Source organism: Pseudomonas sp. CP-1 (assembly GCF_021213715.1).
In the GTDB taxonomy this organism is placed as follows: domain Bacteria; phylum Pseudomonadota; class Gammaproteobacteria; order Pseudomonadales; family Pseudomonadaceae; genus Pseudomonas; species Pseudomonas aeruginosa.
Genome location: NZ_JAJQKY010000009.1, coordinates 101298 through 114811 on the forward strand (window position 1 = coordinate 101298; position 13514 = coordinate 114811).

Here is a 13514-nt window from a genome sequence, read left to right on the forward strand (position 1 = left end):
CGTCTGGTGAGGTTGCCATGTCCTTCGAGGCGCACGACCCGCAAGCATTGGATCACTGGTACTGGCTGGGCACGCAGATCCGCTGCGCGCTCGATCCCGACGAACCGCGCCTGCTCGACCAGTACCTCGGCGAGGCGCGCTATCTCGCCGGTTGGGAAGGTGTGGCCGCCTGGCCGCTGTTCGAGAAAGCCTACAACCTCCTGCTCGATACCGGTCGCGATCCGATATTGCCCTGGCACTGGCGCAGCCTCTGCCTCGACTACGCCTACCGGCCCCTCTGCGAACTTCAGCGACTGACCACCAACGGCAGCCAGCGGCGACGGCTGCGCCAGCTCTCCGTACGAATGGCCAGGCAGGACCTGGCGCCGTCGATGAGCTTCGATCACCCGCAACAAGGAAACCAAGATGACTGACACCCGCATCGAACGCGACAGCATGGGCGAACTGGCGGTCCCGGCGACCGCCCTCTATGGCGCCCAGACCCAGCGCGCGGTGAACAACTTCCCGGTCAGCGGCCAGCGCATGCCCCAGGCCTTCGTCCGCGCCCTGCTGCTGGCCAAGGCCGCGGCGGCGCGGGCGAACGTCTCCCTGCAGCAACTGGATGCACCGATGGGCGAGGCGATCGCCGAGACCTGCCTGCAGTTGCTGCAAGAGGATTTCATGCAGCATTTCCCGGTGGATGTGTTCCAGACCGGCTCCGGCACCAGTTCCAACATGAACGCCAACGAAGTGGTGGCGACCCTGGCCAGTCGCCGCCTGGGCGGCAAGGTCAATCCGAACGACCATGTGAACTGCGGGCAGAGCAGCAACGACATCATCCCCTCGACCATCCACATCAGTGCCGCCCTCGAGATCAGCGAACGCCTGCTGCCGGCGCTGCGCCACCTGGAGCAGACTATCCAGAGCAAGGCCGGAGAAGTGCATGCCTATGTGAAGACCGGCCGCACCCACCTGATGGATGCGATGCCGGTACGCATGAGCCAGGTGCTCGGTGGCTGGGCGCAGCAGGTGCGACAGGCCGGCGTGCACATCGAGAGCGTACTTCCTGCCTTGCAGCAGTTGGCACAGGGCGGCACCGCGGTGGGCACCGGGATCAACGCCCATCCGCGGTTCGCCGAACGTTTCAGCCAGGAGCTGAACGACCTGACCGGGCTGGCGTTCCGCCCCGGCGACGACTTCTTCGCCCTGATCGGTTCGCAGGACACGGCGGTCGCTGCGTCCGGCCAGTTGAAGACCCTGGCCGTGACCCTGATGAAGCTGGCCAACGACCTGCGCTGGATGAACTCCGGGCCGCTTGCCGGGCTCGGCGAGATCGAGCTGGAAGCGCTGCAACCAGGCTCCTCGATCATGCCCGGCAAGGTCAACCCGGTGATCCCGGAGGCCACCGCGATGGTCGCCGCCCAGGTGATCGGCAATGACGCCGCCATTGCCGTCGCCGGCCAATCGGGCAACTTCGAACTGAACGTGATGCTGCCGCTGGTGGCCGACAACCTGTTGCACAGCATCCAGTTGCTGGCCAACGTCAGCCGGCTGCTGGCGGACAAGGCCATCGCCAGCTTCAAGGTCAACCAGGGCAAGCTCAGCGAGGCGTTGGCGCGCAACCCGATCCTGGTCACTGCGCTGAACCCGATCATCGGCTACCAGAAGGCTGCGGAAATCGCCAAGCAGGCCTATCGCGAGGGACGGCCGATCATCGATGTGGCGCTGGAAAACACCGATCTGGACCGTGCGCGCCTGGAGGTGTTGCTGGATCCGGAAAAACTCACGGCTGGCGGCCTCTGAGGCCGCCCCACCACTGGAGGTACCGCCATGCGTCATTGGCAACGAACGATCGAACAGGGCAACCGCTGTTTCGTCACCGGCGCATTGATCGATGCGCGTGAGCACTACCTCCATGCCCTGGCCCTGGCCCAGGTGCTGCTGGAACGCTGGGGCGACGCCGACGAGGCGGTGATGGCGTTCGTCATTTCCCATCACAACCTGGCCGACTTGCACCTGCAACTGGAGCAACCGGAGGAGACCGCCGAATACCTCTGCGCCTGCCACGAGCGCCTGTTGCGGGTCAGCGCCGACCAGAAGCTGCCGTTGGCCCTGCGCCAGGCGGCCCAGCATCACAGCCGGCGCACCTATGTCGAACTGCTGTCGTTCATCGGCGAACACGGTGCCTATCCGCGCACCGAGCGCCTGCTCAAGGGACCGCCGAACGCGGAGGTCCGACCCGAGTTCCTCGCTCCGCCCCCCTCACTTCGCTATCACTGACGGAGAGTTTCCATGCCCCACGCCTTGCCGCCCTTGCCCTACGCCTACGATGCCCTGGAACCGCACATCGATGCGCTGACCATGGAGATCCACCACAGCAAGCACCACCAGACCTATGTGAACAACCTGAACGCCGCGCTGGAAGGCACGCCCTATGCCGAGCAGCCGGTGGAAAGCCTGCTGCGGCAACTGGCTGGTCTGCCGGAGAAGCTGCGCACCCCGGTTGTCAACAATGGCGGTGGGCATGCCAACCACTCGCTGTTCTGGACCGTGATGTCGCCCCAGGGCGGTGGCCGTCCCGATGGCGACCTGGGGCGGGCCATCGATGAGCAGCTCGGGGGCTTCGAGGCGTTCAAGGATGCGTTCACCAAGGCTGCGCTGACCCGCTTCGGCAGCGGCTGGGCCTGGCTCAGCGTGACTCCCCAGGGCAGCTTGCTGGTGGAGAGCAGCGGCAACCAGGACAGCCCGCTGATGAACGGCAATACGCCGATCCTCGGCCTGGACGTATGGGAGCACGCCTATTACCTGAAGTACCAGAACCGCCGCCCGGAATACATCGGCGCTTTCTACAACGTGATCGACTGGCGGGAGGTCGCGCGTCGCTATGCGCAAGCCCTGGCCTAGTGTTACCCGTGATGCGAGATGGCTGGCCGGCAGCCTGGCGGTGCAGCGATGAAGGCGTTGCTCCATGGCATCGCCGAAGGTAACGGGCGGACGCTGCGCAACCTGCTGGGCCTGCTGATCTTCATCGGCGGCGGCTACCTGCTCGGCCGCCACGCGCTGTTGCTGGCCGAGCTCAACCTGCCGGCGCCCATCGTGCTGGCGTTGAAAGGCGGCCTGCTCTGCGCCTTCGGTACCGCTCTCGGGGCGATGCCGGTGCTGGTGGTGAAGACCATGCCGGCGCGCCTGTCGGATGCGCTGCTGGGCTTCGGTGCCGGCGTGATGCTCTCGGCGACGGCCTTCTCGCTGATCATGCCGGCGCTATCCGCGGCCGGCGACCTCGGCTACTCGAAGTTCGGCGCGGGGTTCCTGGTCAGTTTCGGCCTGGCGGTCGGCGTGATGGGGCTGTTCATCCTCGGCCGGCTGATGCCGGACGTCCATCCCGGTTGCGAGGGCGCGCCACTGTCTGGTGGCATTCCCCCGCGCATCCTGCTGTTCGTCACGGCCATCGTCCTGCACAACATCCCCGAAGGCATGGCGGTTGGCGTGTCGGCCGGTGCCGGCCTGGACGAGGCCAACGGCCTCGCCCTGGGCATCGCTCTGCAGGATGTGCCGGAAGGGCTGGTGGTGGCGCTGGTGCTGGCCGGAGTCGGTATGTCGCGTTTCAAGGCGATGCTGGTCGGTGCCGCGTCGGGCCTGGTCGAGCCGCTGTTCGCGGTGCTCTGCGCCTGGCTGGTCGGCCTCTCCGCGCTGCTCCTGCCCTGGGGGCTGGCCGCCGCGGCGGGAGCGATGCTCTTCGTGGTCACCCACGAGATCATTCCCGAGTCCCACCGCCAGGGACATGCCGCCGAGGCTACGCTGGGCCTGGTGTTCGGCTTCTGCCTGATGATGGTGCTGGATACCGCGCTGGGCTAGGGGACTCATCCGACCCGCGCTGAATTGACGCCGGCCGCAATCGCCGGAAAGGAAAAGCCGCCAGTTGGCGGCTTTTTCGTTGTCGCTGGGAAGAGGCTACTCGCCTTCGTCGAAACGGTTGTTGATCAGTTCGACCAGCGCGTTCAACGCCTCGTCTTCCTGTTCGCCTTCGGTATGCAGGTGCAGGTTGGTGCCCTTGCCGGCAGCCAGCATCATCACGGCCATGATGCTCTTGCCGTCGACGCAGCTTTCAGAATTGCGGCCGACCCGGACCTGGCAAGGGTAGCGCCCCGCGACGCCGACGAACTTGGCCGCCGCGCGGGCGTGCAGACCGAGCTTGTTGATGATGGTGATCTCGAGGGCGGGCATCTTGGGGAGTCTGTCCTTCTTGTTATGGGCTAGCTGCTGAGATCGCGGTGGCGAATCTGCACGTTCTTCAGGGAATCCCTGAGTGCAGCGCCAATCCGCTCGGCGAGGTAGACCGAACGATGGTGCCCGCCGGTACAGCCTATCGCAACTGTTACATATGAGCGGTTACTGGCGGCGAAGCGCGGCAGCCATTTGTTCAGGTAGCCGACGATGTCCTGGTACATTTCCTCGACGTCCGGCTGGGCGGCCAGATACTCGCGGACTTCGGGCTCCAGCCCCGAATGATCGCGCAACTCGGGCTTCCAGTAGGGGTTCGGCAGGCAGCGCACATCGAACACCAGGTCGGCGTCGACTGGCATGCCGCGCTTGAAGCCAAAGGATTCGACGAGGAACGCGGTGCCGGGTTCCGGCTTGTTCAACAGGCGCAGTTTGATGGTGTCGCGCAACTGATAGAGGTTGAGGCTGGTGGTGTCCAGCTTAAGGTCGGCGAGGTCGGCGATCGGTCCGAGCAATTGGCTCTCGTCGCCAATCGCCTCCGCCAGCGAACGGGTGTCGGTGGTCAGCGGGTGGCGCCGGCGGGTTTCCGAGAATCGTTTGAGCAGCGTCTCGTCGTCGGCGTCGAGATACAGCACATCGCAGTTGATGTGGTTGTCCCGCACTTCCTGCAACAGTTCGGGGAAGCGCTGCAACTGGCTGGGCAGGTTGCGGGCGTCGATCGACACCGCCACCTGTGGCTGCAGTAGCTCCGTGTGCAACAGGGCGCGCTGCGCCAGGTCGGGAAGCAGGCTGGCGGGAAGGTTGTCGATGCAATAGAAGCCGTTGTCTTCGAGGACGTTCAGGGCGGTGCTCTTGCCCGAGCCCGAGCGGCCGCTGACGATGATCAGGCGCATGTCATTGCCCGTTCTGTACGTCTACCACGATCTGATAAAGCGCTTCGGCAGTGGGAGCGCTGCGCAGGCGGTCGCGTACGTCGGCACGGTCGAGCATGGCGGCGATCTGCCGGAGCAGTTCGAGATGTTCTTCGGTCGCGGCCTCCGGTACCAGCAGGACGAAGAGCAGGTCGACCGGCGCGCCGTCCAGCGCGTCGAAGTCCACGGGAGCATCCAGGTGCAGCACGGCGCTGATGGGGCTCTGGCAGCCAGACAGGCGGCAGTGCGGAATGGCGATGCCATTGCCGAAGCCGGTGGAGCCGAGTTTTTCCCGGGCCACCAGGTTTTCGAAGATGGTCTGGGCGTCGAACTCCGGCAGCTCCCTGGCTACCAGGTTGGCGATTTGTTCGAGTACGCGTTTCTTGCTGCCGCCCGGCACGTTCACGAGGGAACGGCCGGGGGTCAGGATTTGCTCAAGTCGGATCATAGGGGAGGGGAGATCAGCGGGCGCCTACGCCTTGCTGCCGTTCGAGATACTTCTCTTTGTGTTTGATCAGTTGACGGTCGAGTTTGTCGATCAGCAGGTCGATGGCCGCGTACATGTCCTCATGTTCCGCATTGGCTACGATCTCGCCACCGGCGATGCGCAGGGTGGCTTCGATCTTCTGCTTCAGTTTCTCGACCTCCATGATCACCTGAACATTGGTGATCTTGTCGAAATGGCGCTCCAGACGGCTCAGTTTCTCGCCGACATAGTCGCGCAGGGCGTCGGTCACATCCAGTTGATGGCCACTGATGTTGACTTGCATACCGCGTTCTCCTTGTTGCCCGTGTGTAAGTGGCAGGTTAGCAACCTGCCTCCGGAACACCTTGGCGTGGATCAACGTCACACCAGTCGCTTGCGCTCGCTCGAAGGGGCTATGCCCAGGGATTCGCGGTATTTGGCGACGGTGCGGCGAGCCACTTGAATGCCCTGTGCCTCCAGTAAACCAGCGATCTTGCTGTCGCTCAATGGCTTTTTCGCATTTTCCGCGGCCACCAGTTTCTTGATGATCGCGCGGATCGCGGTGGACGAGCATTCCCCGCCTTCAGCGGTACTGACGTGACTTGAAAAGAAATATTTCAGCTCGAAAATGCCGCGCGGCGTATGCATGTATTTCTGCGTGGTGACCCGCGAAATGGTCGATTCGTGCATGCCCACCGCTTCGGCGATGTCGTGCAGGACCAGCGGCTTCATGGCTTCTTCGCCGTAGTCGAGGAAACCGCGCTGGTGCTCGACGATCTGGGTGGCGACCTTCATCAGCGTTTCGTTGCGGCTCTGCAGGCTCTTGATGAACCAGCGGGCTTCCTGCAACTGGTTGCGCATGAAGGTATTGTCGGCGCTGCTGTCGGCGCGGCGGACCATGCCGGCGTAGGTGGCGTTGACGCGCAGGCGCGGCATCGCCTCCTGGTTCAGCTCGACCAGCCAGCGCTCGTTGTCCTTGCGCACGATGACGTCGGGGACGATGTATTCGGCTTCGCTCGATTCGATCTGCGAACCGGGCCGGGGATGCAGGCACTGGATCAGCTCGATGACCTGGCGCAGTTCGTCTTCCTTGAGCTTCATGCGCCGCATCAATTGGCTGTAGTCGCGGCCGCCGAGCAGGTCGAGGTAGTCGGATACCAGGCGCAGCGCTTCGTTCAGCCAGGGCGTGGTGGACGGCAACTGGCGCAGTTGCAGCAGCAGGCACTCGCGCAGGTTGCGGGCGCCGATGCCGGCGGGTTCCAGTTGCTGGATGCGGCGCAGCACGACTTCCACTTCGTCGAGTTCGACGTCCAGTTCCGGATCGATGGCGGCGAGGATTTCTTCGAGAGACTCTTCGAGATAGCCATCGTTGTTGATGCTATCGATGATGGTCACCGCGATCATCCGATCGGTGTCCGACATCGGTGCCAGGTTGACCTGCCAGAGCAGGTGGCTGTGCAGGCTCTCGCCGCTGCTGGTGCGCGCGGTGAAGTCCCATTCGTCATCGTCGTTGCTGGGCAGGCTGCTGGCGCTGGTCTGGTAGATGTCTTCCCAGGCGGTATCCACCGGCAACTCGCTGGGTATGCGTTCGCTCCACTGGTCGTCGTCGAGGCTTTCGACGCTGGGCGTGGCGCTTTCCTGGAGGGGGCTCTCCTGGGGCGCGCTGGCCGCCTGTTCGGCGCCATCGGCGAGGGGGTCGCTGTTGTCGAAATCGTCGCCGTCTTCCTGGCGTTCGAGCATGGGATTGGATTCCAGCGCTTCCTGGATTTCCTGCTGGAGGTCCAGGGTGGATAGCTGGAGGAGGCGTATGGCCTGTTGCAGCTGCGGCGTCATCGTCAGCTGCTGGCCCATCTTGAGGACTAGCGATGGTTTCATGGCTGAGGGCTTAGTACCTTATTCGCTGGTACCGGATGGCACCATCCACTACTACGGGTGCCGAGGTGGCGGCACCGCCAGGAAGCAAATTATATGCCTGAATTTTCGTACTTTGCCTAGGGTTGCTCTGAATAAATCATCCGCTCCAGGCGGCACTCGTGGTTGCGAAACCGCGGGCGAGCGGAACCGCTCCGGCGAGGCCGGAGGGCGCGCTAGGAGATTTCTTCAGAGGCGGAACTCGTGCCCCAGGTAGACTTCCTTGACCAGGTCGTTGGCGAGGATGCTCTCGGCATCCCCTTCCGCGATCAACTGCCCATCATTGACGATATACGCCGTTTCACAGATGTCCAGGGTCTCGCGGACGTTGTGGTCGGTGATGAGGATGCCGATACCCTTCGCCTTGAGGTGATGGATGATCTGCTTGATGTCGCCGACCGAGATCGGGTCCACGCCGGCGAAGGGCTCGTCGAGGAGGATGAATTTCGGCGCGCTGGCCAGGGCGCGGGCGATTTCCACCCGGCGTCGTTCGCCGCCGGACAGGCTCATGCCGAGGTTGTCGCGGATGTGGTGGATGTGGAATTCCTGCAGCAGGCCTTCCAGGGCTTCCTTGCGACCGTTGCGATCGAGGTCGCTGCGGGTCTCGAGGATCGCCATGATGTTGTCGGATACCGACAACTTGCGGAAGATCGAGGCTTCCTGCGGCAGGTAGCCGATGCCGGCCCGGGCGCGCCCGTGCATCGGCAGGTGGGTGACGTTCTGCTCGTCGATGCGGACCACGCCCTGGTCGGCCTGGACCAGGCCGACGATCATGTAGAAGCAGGTGGTCTTGCCGGCACCGTTCGGACCGAGCAGGCCGACGATCTGCCCGCTATCGATGGACATGCTGACGTCGCGGACGACTTGCCGGCCTTTATAGCTTTTGGCCAGGTGCTGGGCTTTGAGCGTTGCCATTACTGGGCCTTTTTCTTCGGCTGGATGACCATGTCGATGCGCGGGCGCGGGCTGGTCACCTGGGAGCCGGTGGCACGACCCGCGTTGACGATCTGGCGCTGGGTGTCGTAGACGATCTTCTCGCCTTCGAAGGTGTTGCCTTCCTGGATCACCTTGGCCTGGTCGATCAGCACGACCCGGTTCTGCGTGACGAAGTACTGGATGGTCAGGCCATAGGCCTTGGTCACGTCCTTGTCCGGAGCGGGTTTCTGCTCGTAGTAGGCAGGCTTGCCGACCGAGGTCACGACCTCGATGTCGCCGTTCTTGTCCTGTTTCAGGGTCACGGTGTTGCCGGTCAGCTTGGTGCTGCCCTGGGTCACCACGACGTCGCCGCGGTAGACCGCGACGCCCTGCTTGTCGTCCAGTTCGGCGCTGTCGGCCTGGACGCGGATCGGTTGTTCGCGGTCCGAAGGCAGGGCCAAGGCCATGGAGCTGCCGAGGGCGGCAGTCAGACCGAAAATAAGGGGGAGGGTATTAACGAACCTCATGCTGACCTCTTACGTTGGACAGCAGGTGCATCCGGCTGTCTTTCAGATACGCTTTCATTCCAACAGCCGTCGTCACTCCATTGGCCGCGTCGATTTTAACGGCTTGCTCGGTCTGTGCATAATTCTTGTCGGGGAATACGGTCAGCCGAGTGGTGGTCAGGATGCTTGGTTGGCCCTTGGCATCGGTACGTGCGACGCGCACGTCGTCGATGAGTTCGACCTCCTTGCCTTTCGGTCCGACTTCGGCGCGGGCGCTCTGGATGTGCCAGGGTTGCACGTTGCCACGGAAGAGCAGCAGGTCGGGGGTGGTGACGAAAGTGATGTCCGTGGCTTTCTGGTGCTCCAGCTTCACCGCGGTCATCTCGTAGTCGAGGCTGCCGTCCTCCTGGTACTGGAGGCTATGGGCATTCTCGGCATAGTAGTCGATGGTGTTGTCCTGGCCGGGGCGGGTCGGCTGTTCGTTGAACAGCTCGAGCCCGACGTTCCAGTAGTAGCCCGCGACGATCAGCAACAGGGCGATCAGGGCGAGCAGCAGTTTCTGGCGTAGTGTCTTCGGCATGGTCGGCTCTACAGATAGGCGCCCTGGGCGGCTTCGAGCGTACCCTGGGCGCGCATGATCAGTTCGCAGAACTCGCGGGCGGCGCCTTCGCCGCCGCGGGCCGCGGTGACGCCATGGGCATGCTGGCGCACGAACGGGTCGGCACTGGCTACCGCCATGCCCAGGCCGACGCGGCGGATCACCGGCAGATCGGGCAGGTCGTCGCCAAGGTAGGCGACTTGCTCATAGCCTAGTCCGAGTTCGCCGAGAAGTTCGTCGAGGACGGCGAGCTTGTCTTCCCGGCCCTGATAGAGGTGCTGGATGCCCAGGTTGCGCGCGCGCCGTTCGACCACCGGAGTGTCGCGGCCGGTGATGATGGCGGTGCGCACGCCGGAGGCGATGAGCATCTTGATGCCATGTCCGTCCAGGGTGTTGAAGGTCTTGAACTCGCTGCCGTCGACGAGGAAATACAGCTTGCCGTCGGTCAGCACGCCGTCGACGTCGAAGATCGCCAGGCGTATCCGGCGGGCCCGGACCGGGAGTTCCGCGGCCGAATGGGTATCGCTCATTACATCACTCCTGCGCGCAACAGGTCGTGCATGTTCAGGGCGCCGACCGGACGGTCGTCCGCGTCGACCACCACCAGTGCGCCGATCTTGTTGTCTTCCATGATCTTCAGGGCTTCCGCGGCGAGAATCTCGGCGCGGACGGTTTTGCCGTGGACGGTCATCACCTGGTCGATGGTGACCTGGCGGACGTCGATGCCCCGATCCAGGGCGCGACGCAGGTCGCCATCGGTGAAAATGCCGGCAAGCTTGCCATGTTCGTCGAGCACTACGGTCATGCCCAGGCCCTTGCGGGTCATTTCCATCAGCGCGCCGGTCAGCGAGGTGCCGAGCAGCACCTGCGGCAGCCCTTCGCCGACGTGCATGACGTCTTCCACCTTCAGCAGCAGTCGGCGGCCCAGCGCACCGCCCGGGTGCGAGAAGGCGAAGTCTTCCGCGGTAAAGCCGCGAGCTTCGAGCAGGGCGATCGCCAGGGCGTCGCCGAGGACCAGGGTTACGGTGGTGGAGGAGGTCGGGGCCAGGTTCAGTGGACAGGCTTCCTGGCCGACACTGGCGTCCAGGTTCACTTCCGCAGCCTTGGCCAGGGGCGACTCGGGGTTACCGGTCATGCTGATCAGGGTGATGCCCAGGCGCTTGATCAGAGGCAACAGGGTGACGATTTCGGCAGTCGAGCCGGAGTTGGACAGGGCGAGGACCACGTCGTCCTTGGTGATCATGCCCATGTCGCCGTGGCTGGCCTCGGCCGGATGCACGAAGAAGGAGGGGGTGCCGGTGCTGGCCAGGGTAGCGGCGATCTTCTTGCCGATGTGACCGGACTTGCCCATGCCGACGACGACGACCCGGCCCTTGCCGGCCAGCAGCAGCTCGCAGGCCTTGACGAAATCGTCGCCAATCCGCGCCAGCAGGCTGTCTACCGCGTCGCGCTCGAGGCCGATGGTGCGCTGGGCGGAATGGATGAAATCGAGGTTCTGGCTCATGTTCAACGAATGTGGCGCCTGGATTAAAGGCGGGATTATAACGGGAAAGCGTGTCCCGCTTACACCAGCCATGCTGTGAAGTCGGTCCGCATCCCCCGCGGCGCAATGTTGTATGGACTGCAATGCTCTGTTACGCCGCCGTTATCTGCACTCCGCGCTATGACTGCATAAATGTCGATATATTCGACGTCGACGCGATTTTTTTCTGTCCGTAGTGAACCTGAAGTGTGCGATATGTCCTAAAGGGCTGAGAGAACGCTCCGAACAAGCTGAATCCAATCTGAACGGCACGGTGCCAGGCCTTGGGCCAGAACCCGCCGCAGTGCTATAGTCCGCGCCCATTCGACCCCTCCCGGATGCGTGCCTTTGCAACGGGCAAGGCGTCCAGCATGGACGGGTCGCATCGCAAGGAGTCCTGATGAGCACCGATAGTGCCTACGCGGTCGAGTTGAAGGGCCTGACCTTCAAGCGCGGATCGCGGGCGATTTTCGACAACATCGATGTGCGTATCCCGCGCGGAAAGGTGACCGGCATCATGGGCCCGTCCGGTTGCGGCAAGACCACGTTGCTGCGGCTGATCGCCTCCCAGTTGCGTCCTTCGAAGGGGGAGGTCTGGGTCAACGGGCAGAACCTGCCGCAGCTTTCGCGCGGCGACCTGTTCGACATGCGCAAGCAGTTCGGCGTGCTGTTCCAGAGCGGGGCGCTGTTCACCGATCTCGACGTATTCGAGAACGTCGCGTTTCCGCTGCGCGTGCATACCCAACTGCCGGAAGAGATGATCCGCGACATCGTCCTGATGAAGCTTCAGGCCGTCGGCCTGCGCGGCGCCGTGGAACTGATGCCGGACGAGCTTTCCGGCGGCATGAAGCGCCGCGTCGCCCTGGCCCGGGCGATCGCCCTGGACCCGCAGATCCTGCTCTACGACGAGCCGTTCGTGGGGCAGGATCCGATCGCCATGGGCGTCCTGGTGCGCCTGATCCGCCTGCTCAACGATGCCCTCGGCATCACCAGCATCGTGGTTTCCCATGACCTGGCCGAGACCGCCAGCATCGCCGACTACATCTATATCGTCGGCGACGGCCGGGTACTTGGCCACGGGACGCCGGACGTCCTCAAGGAAACCGACGATCCTCGTATCCGCCAGTTCGTCAAGGGAATCCCGGATGGTCCCGTTCCGTTCCATTATCCGGCCCGCGACTACCGGGCCGACCTGCTGGGAGAGTGCTGATGCGTAGAGTCTCTCCCCTCGAGCGTATCCGCCTGTTCGGCCGCGCCGGCCTGGACGTGGTCGCCGCGCTCGGCCGCTCGACCCTGTTCCTCGGCCACGCCCTGCTCGGCCGGCGCACGCCAGGCACCGGGTTGCACCTGCTGGTGAAGCAACTCTACTCGGTAGGCGTGCTGTCGCTGGCGATCATCGTCGTCTCGGGCCTGTTCATTGGCATGGTGCTGGCCCTGCAGGGCTACAACATCCTGATTTCCTATGGTTCCGAGCAGGCGGTCGGGCAGATGGTGGCCCTGACCCTGCTGCGCGAACTGGGGCCGGTGGTGACCGGCCTGCTGTTCGCCGGCCGTGCCGGCTCTGCGCTTACCGCGGAAATCGGCAACATGAAGGCCACCGAACAGCTTTCCAGCCTGGAAATGATCGGTGTCGACCCGCTCAAGTACATCGTCGCGCCGCGCCTGTGGGCCGGTTTCATCTCCATGCCGCTGCTCGCCGCGATCTTCAGCGTGGTCGGCATCTGGGGCGGGGCGATGGTCGCGGTCGACTGGCTGGGCGTATACGAGGGGTCGTTCTGGGCGAACATGCAGAACAGCGTGCAGTTCACCGAGGATGTGCTCAACGGCGTGATCAAAAGTATCGTATTCGCCTTCGTGGTGACCTGGATCGCGGTCTACCAAGGCTACGACTGCGAGCCGACCTCGGAAGGAATCAGCCGGGCGACGACTCGGACCGTGGTCTATGCCTCCCTGGCGGTGCTGGGGCTCGACTTCATTCTGACTGCTTTGATGTTTGGAGATTTCTGAATGCAAACCCGCACCCTGGAAATCGGTGTCGGCCTGTTCCTCCTGGCCGGCCTGCTGGCCCTGTTGCTGCTGGCCCTGCGGGTCAGCGGCCTGAGCGTGGGCAACGCCGGCGATACCTACAAGGTCTACGCCTACTTCGACAACATCGCCGGTGTTACCGTGCGCGGCAAGGTCACCCTGGCCGGCGTGACGATCGGCAAGGTGACGGCGGTCGACCTGGATCGCGACAGCTACACTGGTCGCGTGACCATGGAGATCAACCAGAACGTGAACAACCTGCCGGTCGATTCCACGGCGTCGATCCTGACCGCCGGCCTGCTGGGCGAGAAATACATCGGCATCAGCGTCGGCGGCGACGAGGATGTTCTGAAGGACGGCAGCACCATCCACGACACCCAGTCGGCGCTGGTGCTGGAAGACCTGATCGGCAAGTTCCTGCTGAACTCGGTTAACAAAGACGAAGCCAAAAAGTGAGGTT

18 protein-coding genes are annotated in these 13514 nt (G+C 63.8%); 8 read left to right on the top strand and 10 right to left on the bottom strand.

All coding sequences use genetic code 11. The features are described 5' to 3' along the window. Positions 1-17: 17 nt before the first annotated feature. The 5 genes from LT948_RS18780 to LT948_RS18800 are packed head-to-tail and all read left to right on the top strand — an operon-like array spanning position 18 to position 3834. Entirely contained in the window at positions 18-413 is a 396-nt protein-coding gene (locus LT948_RS18780; RefSeq protein ID WP_003094374.1) for a hypothetical protein, read from the top strand. Next, a complete protein-coding gene (fumC, locus tag LT948_RS18785; protein WP_003098863.1) occupies positions 406-1782 on the top strand; it encodes a class II fumarate hydratase FumC in 1377 nt (458 codons plus the stop codon). The genes LT948_RS18780 and fumC overlap by 8 nt, the downstream gene beginning before the upstream one ends. A 27-nt stretch (positions 1783-1809) precedes the next feature. Continuing rightward, positions 1810-2259, top strand: a complete 450-nt coding sequence (locus LT948_RS18790) for a hypothetical protein (protein WP_003094369.1) — start codon at positions 1810-1812, stop codon at positions 2257-2259. Between the two features lie 12 nt (positions 2260-2271). Further along, the gene (locus tag LT948_RS18795) at positions 2272-2883 is read left to right on the top strand and encodes a superoxide dismutase (protein ID WP_003098862.1); all 612 of its coding nucleotides are present in this window, start codon (positions 2272-2274) and stop codon (positions 2881-2883) included. Positions 2884-2901: 18 nt separating this feature from the next. Beyond that, complete coding sequence (locus tag LT948_RS18800) at positions 2902-3834, top strand: ZIP family metal transporter (RefSeq protein WP_003120918.1); 933 nt, start codon at positions 2902-2904, stop codon at positions 3832-3834. A 96-nt stretch (positions 3835-3930) separates the two neighbouring features. On the opposite strand, the gene LT948_RS18805 is transcribed toward LT948_RS18800, so the two are convergent. From LT948_RS18805 to kdsD, 10 genes are all read right to left on the bottom strand, one after another. After that, the gene (locus tag LT948_RS18805; protein WP_023104882.1) at positions 3931-4203 is read right to left on the bottom strand and encodes an HPr family phosphocarrier protein; all 273 of its coding nucleotides are present in this window, start codon (positions 4201-4203) and stop codon (positions 3931-3933) included. Between the two features lie 29 nt (positions 4204-4232). Further along, positions 4233-5093: an RNase adapter RapZ gene (gene rapZ, locus LT948_RS18810; protein ID WP_003094361.1), complete on the bottom strand. Its 861-nt coding sequence runs from the start codon at positions 5091-5093 to the stop codon at positions 4233-4235. A gap of 1 nt (position 5094) precedes the next feature. Further along, positions 5095-5559, bottom strand: a complete 465-nt coding sequence (gene ptsN / locus LT948_RS18815; RefSeq protein WP_003098853.1) for a PTS IIA-like nitrogen regulatory protein PtsN — start codon at positions 5557-5559, stop codon at positions 5095-5097. 13 nt (positions 5560-5572) lie between these two features. After that, a complete protein-coding gene (gene hpf / locus LT948_RS18820) occupies positions 5573-5881 on the bottom strand; it encodes a ribosome hibernation-promoting factor, HPF/YfiA family (RefSeq protein WP_003094359.1) in 309 nt (102 codons plus the stop codon). A 77-nt stretch (positions 5882-5958) separates the two neighbouring features. Beyond that, positions 5959-7452 carry an RNA polymerase factor sigma-54 gene (locus tag LT948_RS18825; protein WP_003094357.1) on the bottom strand — a complete coding sequence of 498 codons (1494 nt, stop codon included), beginning with the start codon at positions 7450-7452 and terminating at the stop codon, positions 5959-5961. 225 nt (positions 7453-7677) lie between these two features. Next, complete coding sequence (gene lptB, locus LT948_RS18830; protein ID WP_003094355.1) at positions 7678-8403, bottom strand: LPS export ABC transporter ATP-binding protein; 726 nt, start codon at positions 8401-8403, stop codon at positions 7678-7680. After that, the gene (gene lptA, locus LT948_RS18835; RefSeq protein WP_003120916.1) at positions 8403-8930 is read right to left on the bottom strand and encodes a lipopolysaccharide transport periplasmic protein LptA; all 528 of its coding nucleotides are present in this window, start codon (positions 8928-8930) and stop codon (positions 8403-8405) included. Before lptA ends, lptB begins: the two co-directional genes overlap by 1 nt. Continuing rightward, positions 8917-9489, bottom strand: a complete 573-nt coding sequence (lptC, locus tag LT948_RS18840) for an LPS export ABC transporter periplasmic protein LptC (RefSeq protein WP_003094353.1) — start codon at positions 9487-9489, stop codon at positions 8917-8919. Before lptC ends, lptA begins: the two co-directional genes overlap by 14 nt. 8 nt (positions 9490-9497) lie before the next feature. Further along, the gene (locus tag LT948_RS18845; protein ID WP_003094350.1) at positions 9498-10037 is read right to left on the bottom strand and encodes a KdsC family phosphatase; all 540 of its coding nucleotides are present in this window, start codon (positions 10035-10037) and stop codon (positions 9498-9500) included. Next, positions 10037-11017 (bottom strand): arabinose-5-phosphate isomerase KdsD, encoded by a 981-nt coding sequence (kdsD, locus tag LT948_RS18850; protein WP_003094347.1) that lies wholly within the window; start codon positions 11015-11017, stop codon positions 10037-10039. The genes LT948_RS18845 and kdsD overlap by 1 nt, the downstream gene beginning before the upstream one ends. A gap of 412 nt (positions 11018-11429) precedes the next feature. Between kdsD and LT948_RS18855 the strand changes: the two genes are divergently transcribed. The 3 genes from LT948_RS18855 to mlaD are packed head-to-tail and all read left to right on the top strand — an operon-like array spanning position 11430 to position 13510. Beyond that, positions 11430-12239, top strand: a complete 810-nt coding sequence (locus LT948_RS18855) for an ATP-binding cassette domain-containing protein (RefSeq protein WP_031636640.1) — start codon at positions 11430-11432, stop codon at positions 12237-12239. After that, a complete protein-coding gene (gene mlaE, locus LT948_RS18860) occupies positions 12239-13036 on the top strand; it encodes a lipid asymmetry maintenance ABC transporter permease subunit MlaE (RefSeq protein ID WP_003094341.1) in 798 nt (265 codons plus the stop codon). Before LT948_RS18855 ends, mlaE begins: the two co-directional genes overlap by 1 nt. Beyond that, positions 13037-13510, top strand: coding sequence for an outer membrane lipid asymmetry maintenance protein MlaD (gene mlaD, locus LT948_RS18865; protein ID WP_003094339.1), 474 nt, complete (start codon positions 13037-13039; stop codon positions 13508-13510). Positions 13511-13514 lie beyond the last annotated feature (4 nt).

Coding starts and splice junctions, on each gene's coding strand:
- LT948_RS18825 (WP_003094357.1), bottom strand. CDS start 7,452: ATGAAACCATCGCTAGTCCTCAAGATGGGCCAGCAGCTGACGATGACG.
- LT948_RS18845 (WP_003094350.1), bottom strand. CDS start 10,037: ATGAGCGATACCCATTCGGCCGCGGAACTCCCGGTCCGGGCCCGCCGG.
- fumC (WP_003098863.1), top strand. CDS start 406: ATGACTGACACCCGCATCGAACGCGACAGCATGGGCGAACTGGCGGTC.
- lptC (WP_003094353.1), bottom strand. CDS start 9,489: ATGCCGAAGACACTACGCCAGAAACTGCTGCTCGCCCTGATCGCCCTG.
- mlaE (WP_003094341.1), top strand. CDS start 12,239: ATGCGTAGAGTCTCTCCCCTCGAGCGTATCCGCCTGTTCGGCCGCGCC.
- rapZ (WP_003094361.1), bottom strand. CDS start 5,093: ATGCGCCTGATCATCGTCAGCGGCCGCTCGGGCTCGGGCAAGAGCACC.
- hpf (WP_003094359.1), bottom strand. CDS start 5,881: ATGCAAGTCAACATCAGTGGCCATCAACTGGATGTGACCGACGCCCTG.
- LT948_RS18800 (WP_003120918.1), top strand. CDS start 2,902: ATGGCTGGCCGGCAGCCTGGCGGTGCAGCGATGAAGGCGTTGCTCCAT.
- mlaD (WP_003094339.1), top strand. CDS start 13,037: ATGCAAACCCGCACCCTGGAAATCGGTGTCGGCCTGTTCCTCCTGGCC.
- lptB (WP_003094355.1), bottom strand. CDS start 8,403: ATGGCAACGCTCAAAGCCCAGCACCTGGCCAAAAGCTATAAAGGCCGG.
- LT948_RS18795 (WP_003098862.1), top strand. CDS start 2,272: ATGCCCCACGCCTTGCCGCCCTTGCCCTACGCCTACGATGCCCTGGAA.
- lptA (WP_003120916.1), bottom strand. CDS start 8,930: ATGAGGTTCGTTAATACCCTCCCCCTTATTTTCGGTCTGACTGCCGCC.
- LT948_RS18805 (WP_023104882.1), bottom strand. CDS start 4,203: ATGCCCGCCCTCGAGATCACCATCATCAACAAGCTCGGTCTGCACGCC.
- LT948_RS18780 (WP_003094374.1), top strand. CDS start 18: ATGTCCTTCGAGGCGCACGACCCGCAAGCATTGGATCACTGGTACTGG.
- LT948_RS18855 (WP_031636640.1), top strand. CDS start 11,430: ATGAGCACCGATAGTGCCTACGCGGTCGAGTTGAAGGGCCTGACCTTC.
- LT948_RS18790 (WP_003094369.1), top strand. CDS start 1,810: ATGCGTCATTGGCAACGAACGATCGAACAGGGCAACCGCTGTTTCGTC.
- ptsN (WP_003098853.1), bottom strand. CDS start 5,559: ATGATCCGACTTGAGCAAATCCTGACCCCCGGCCGTTCCCTCGTGAAC.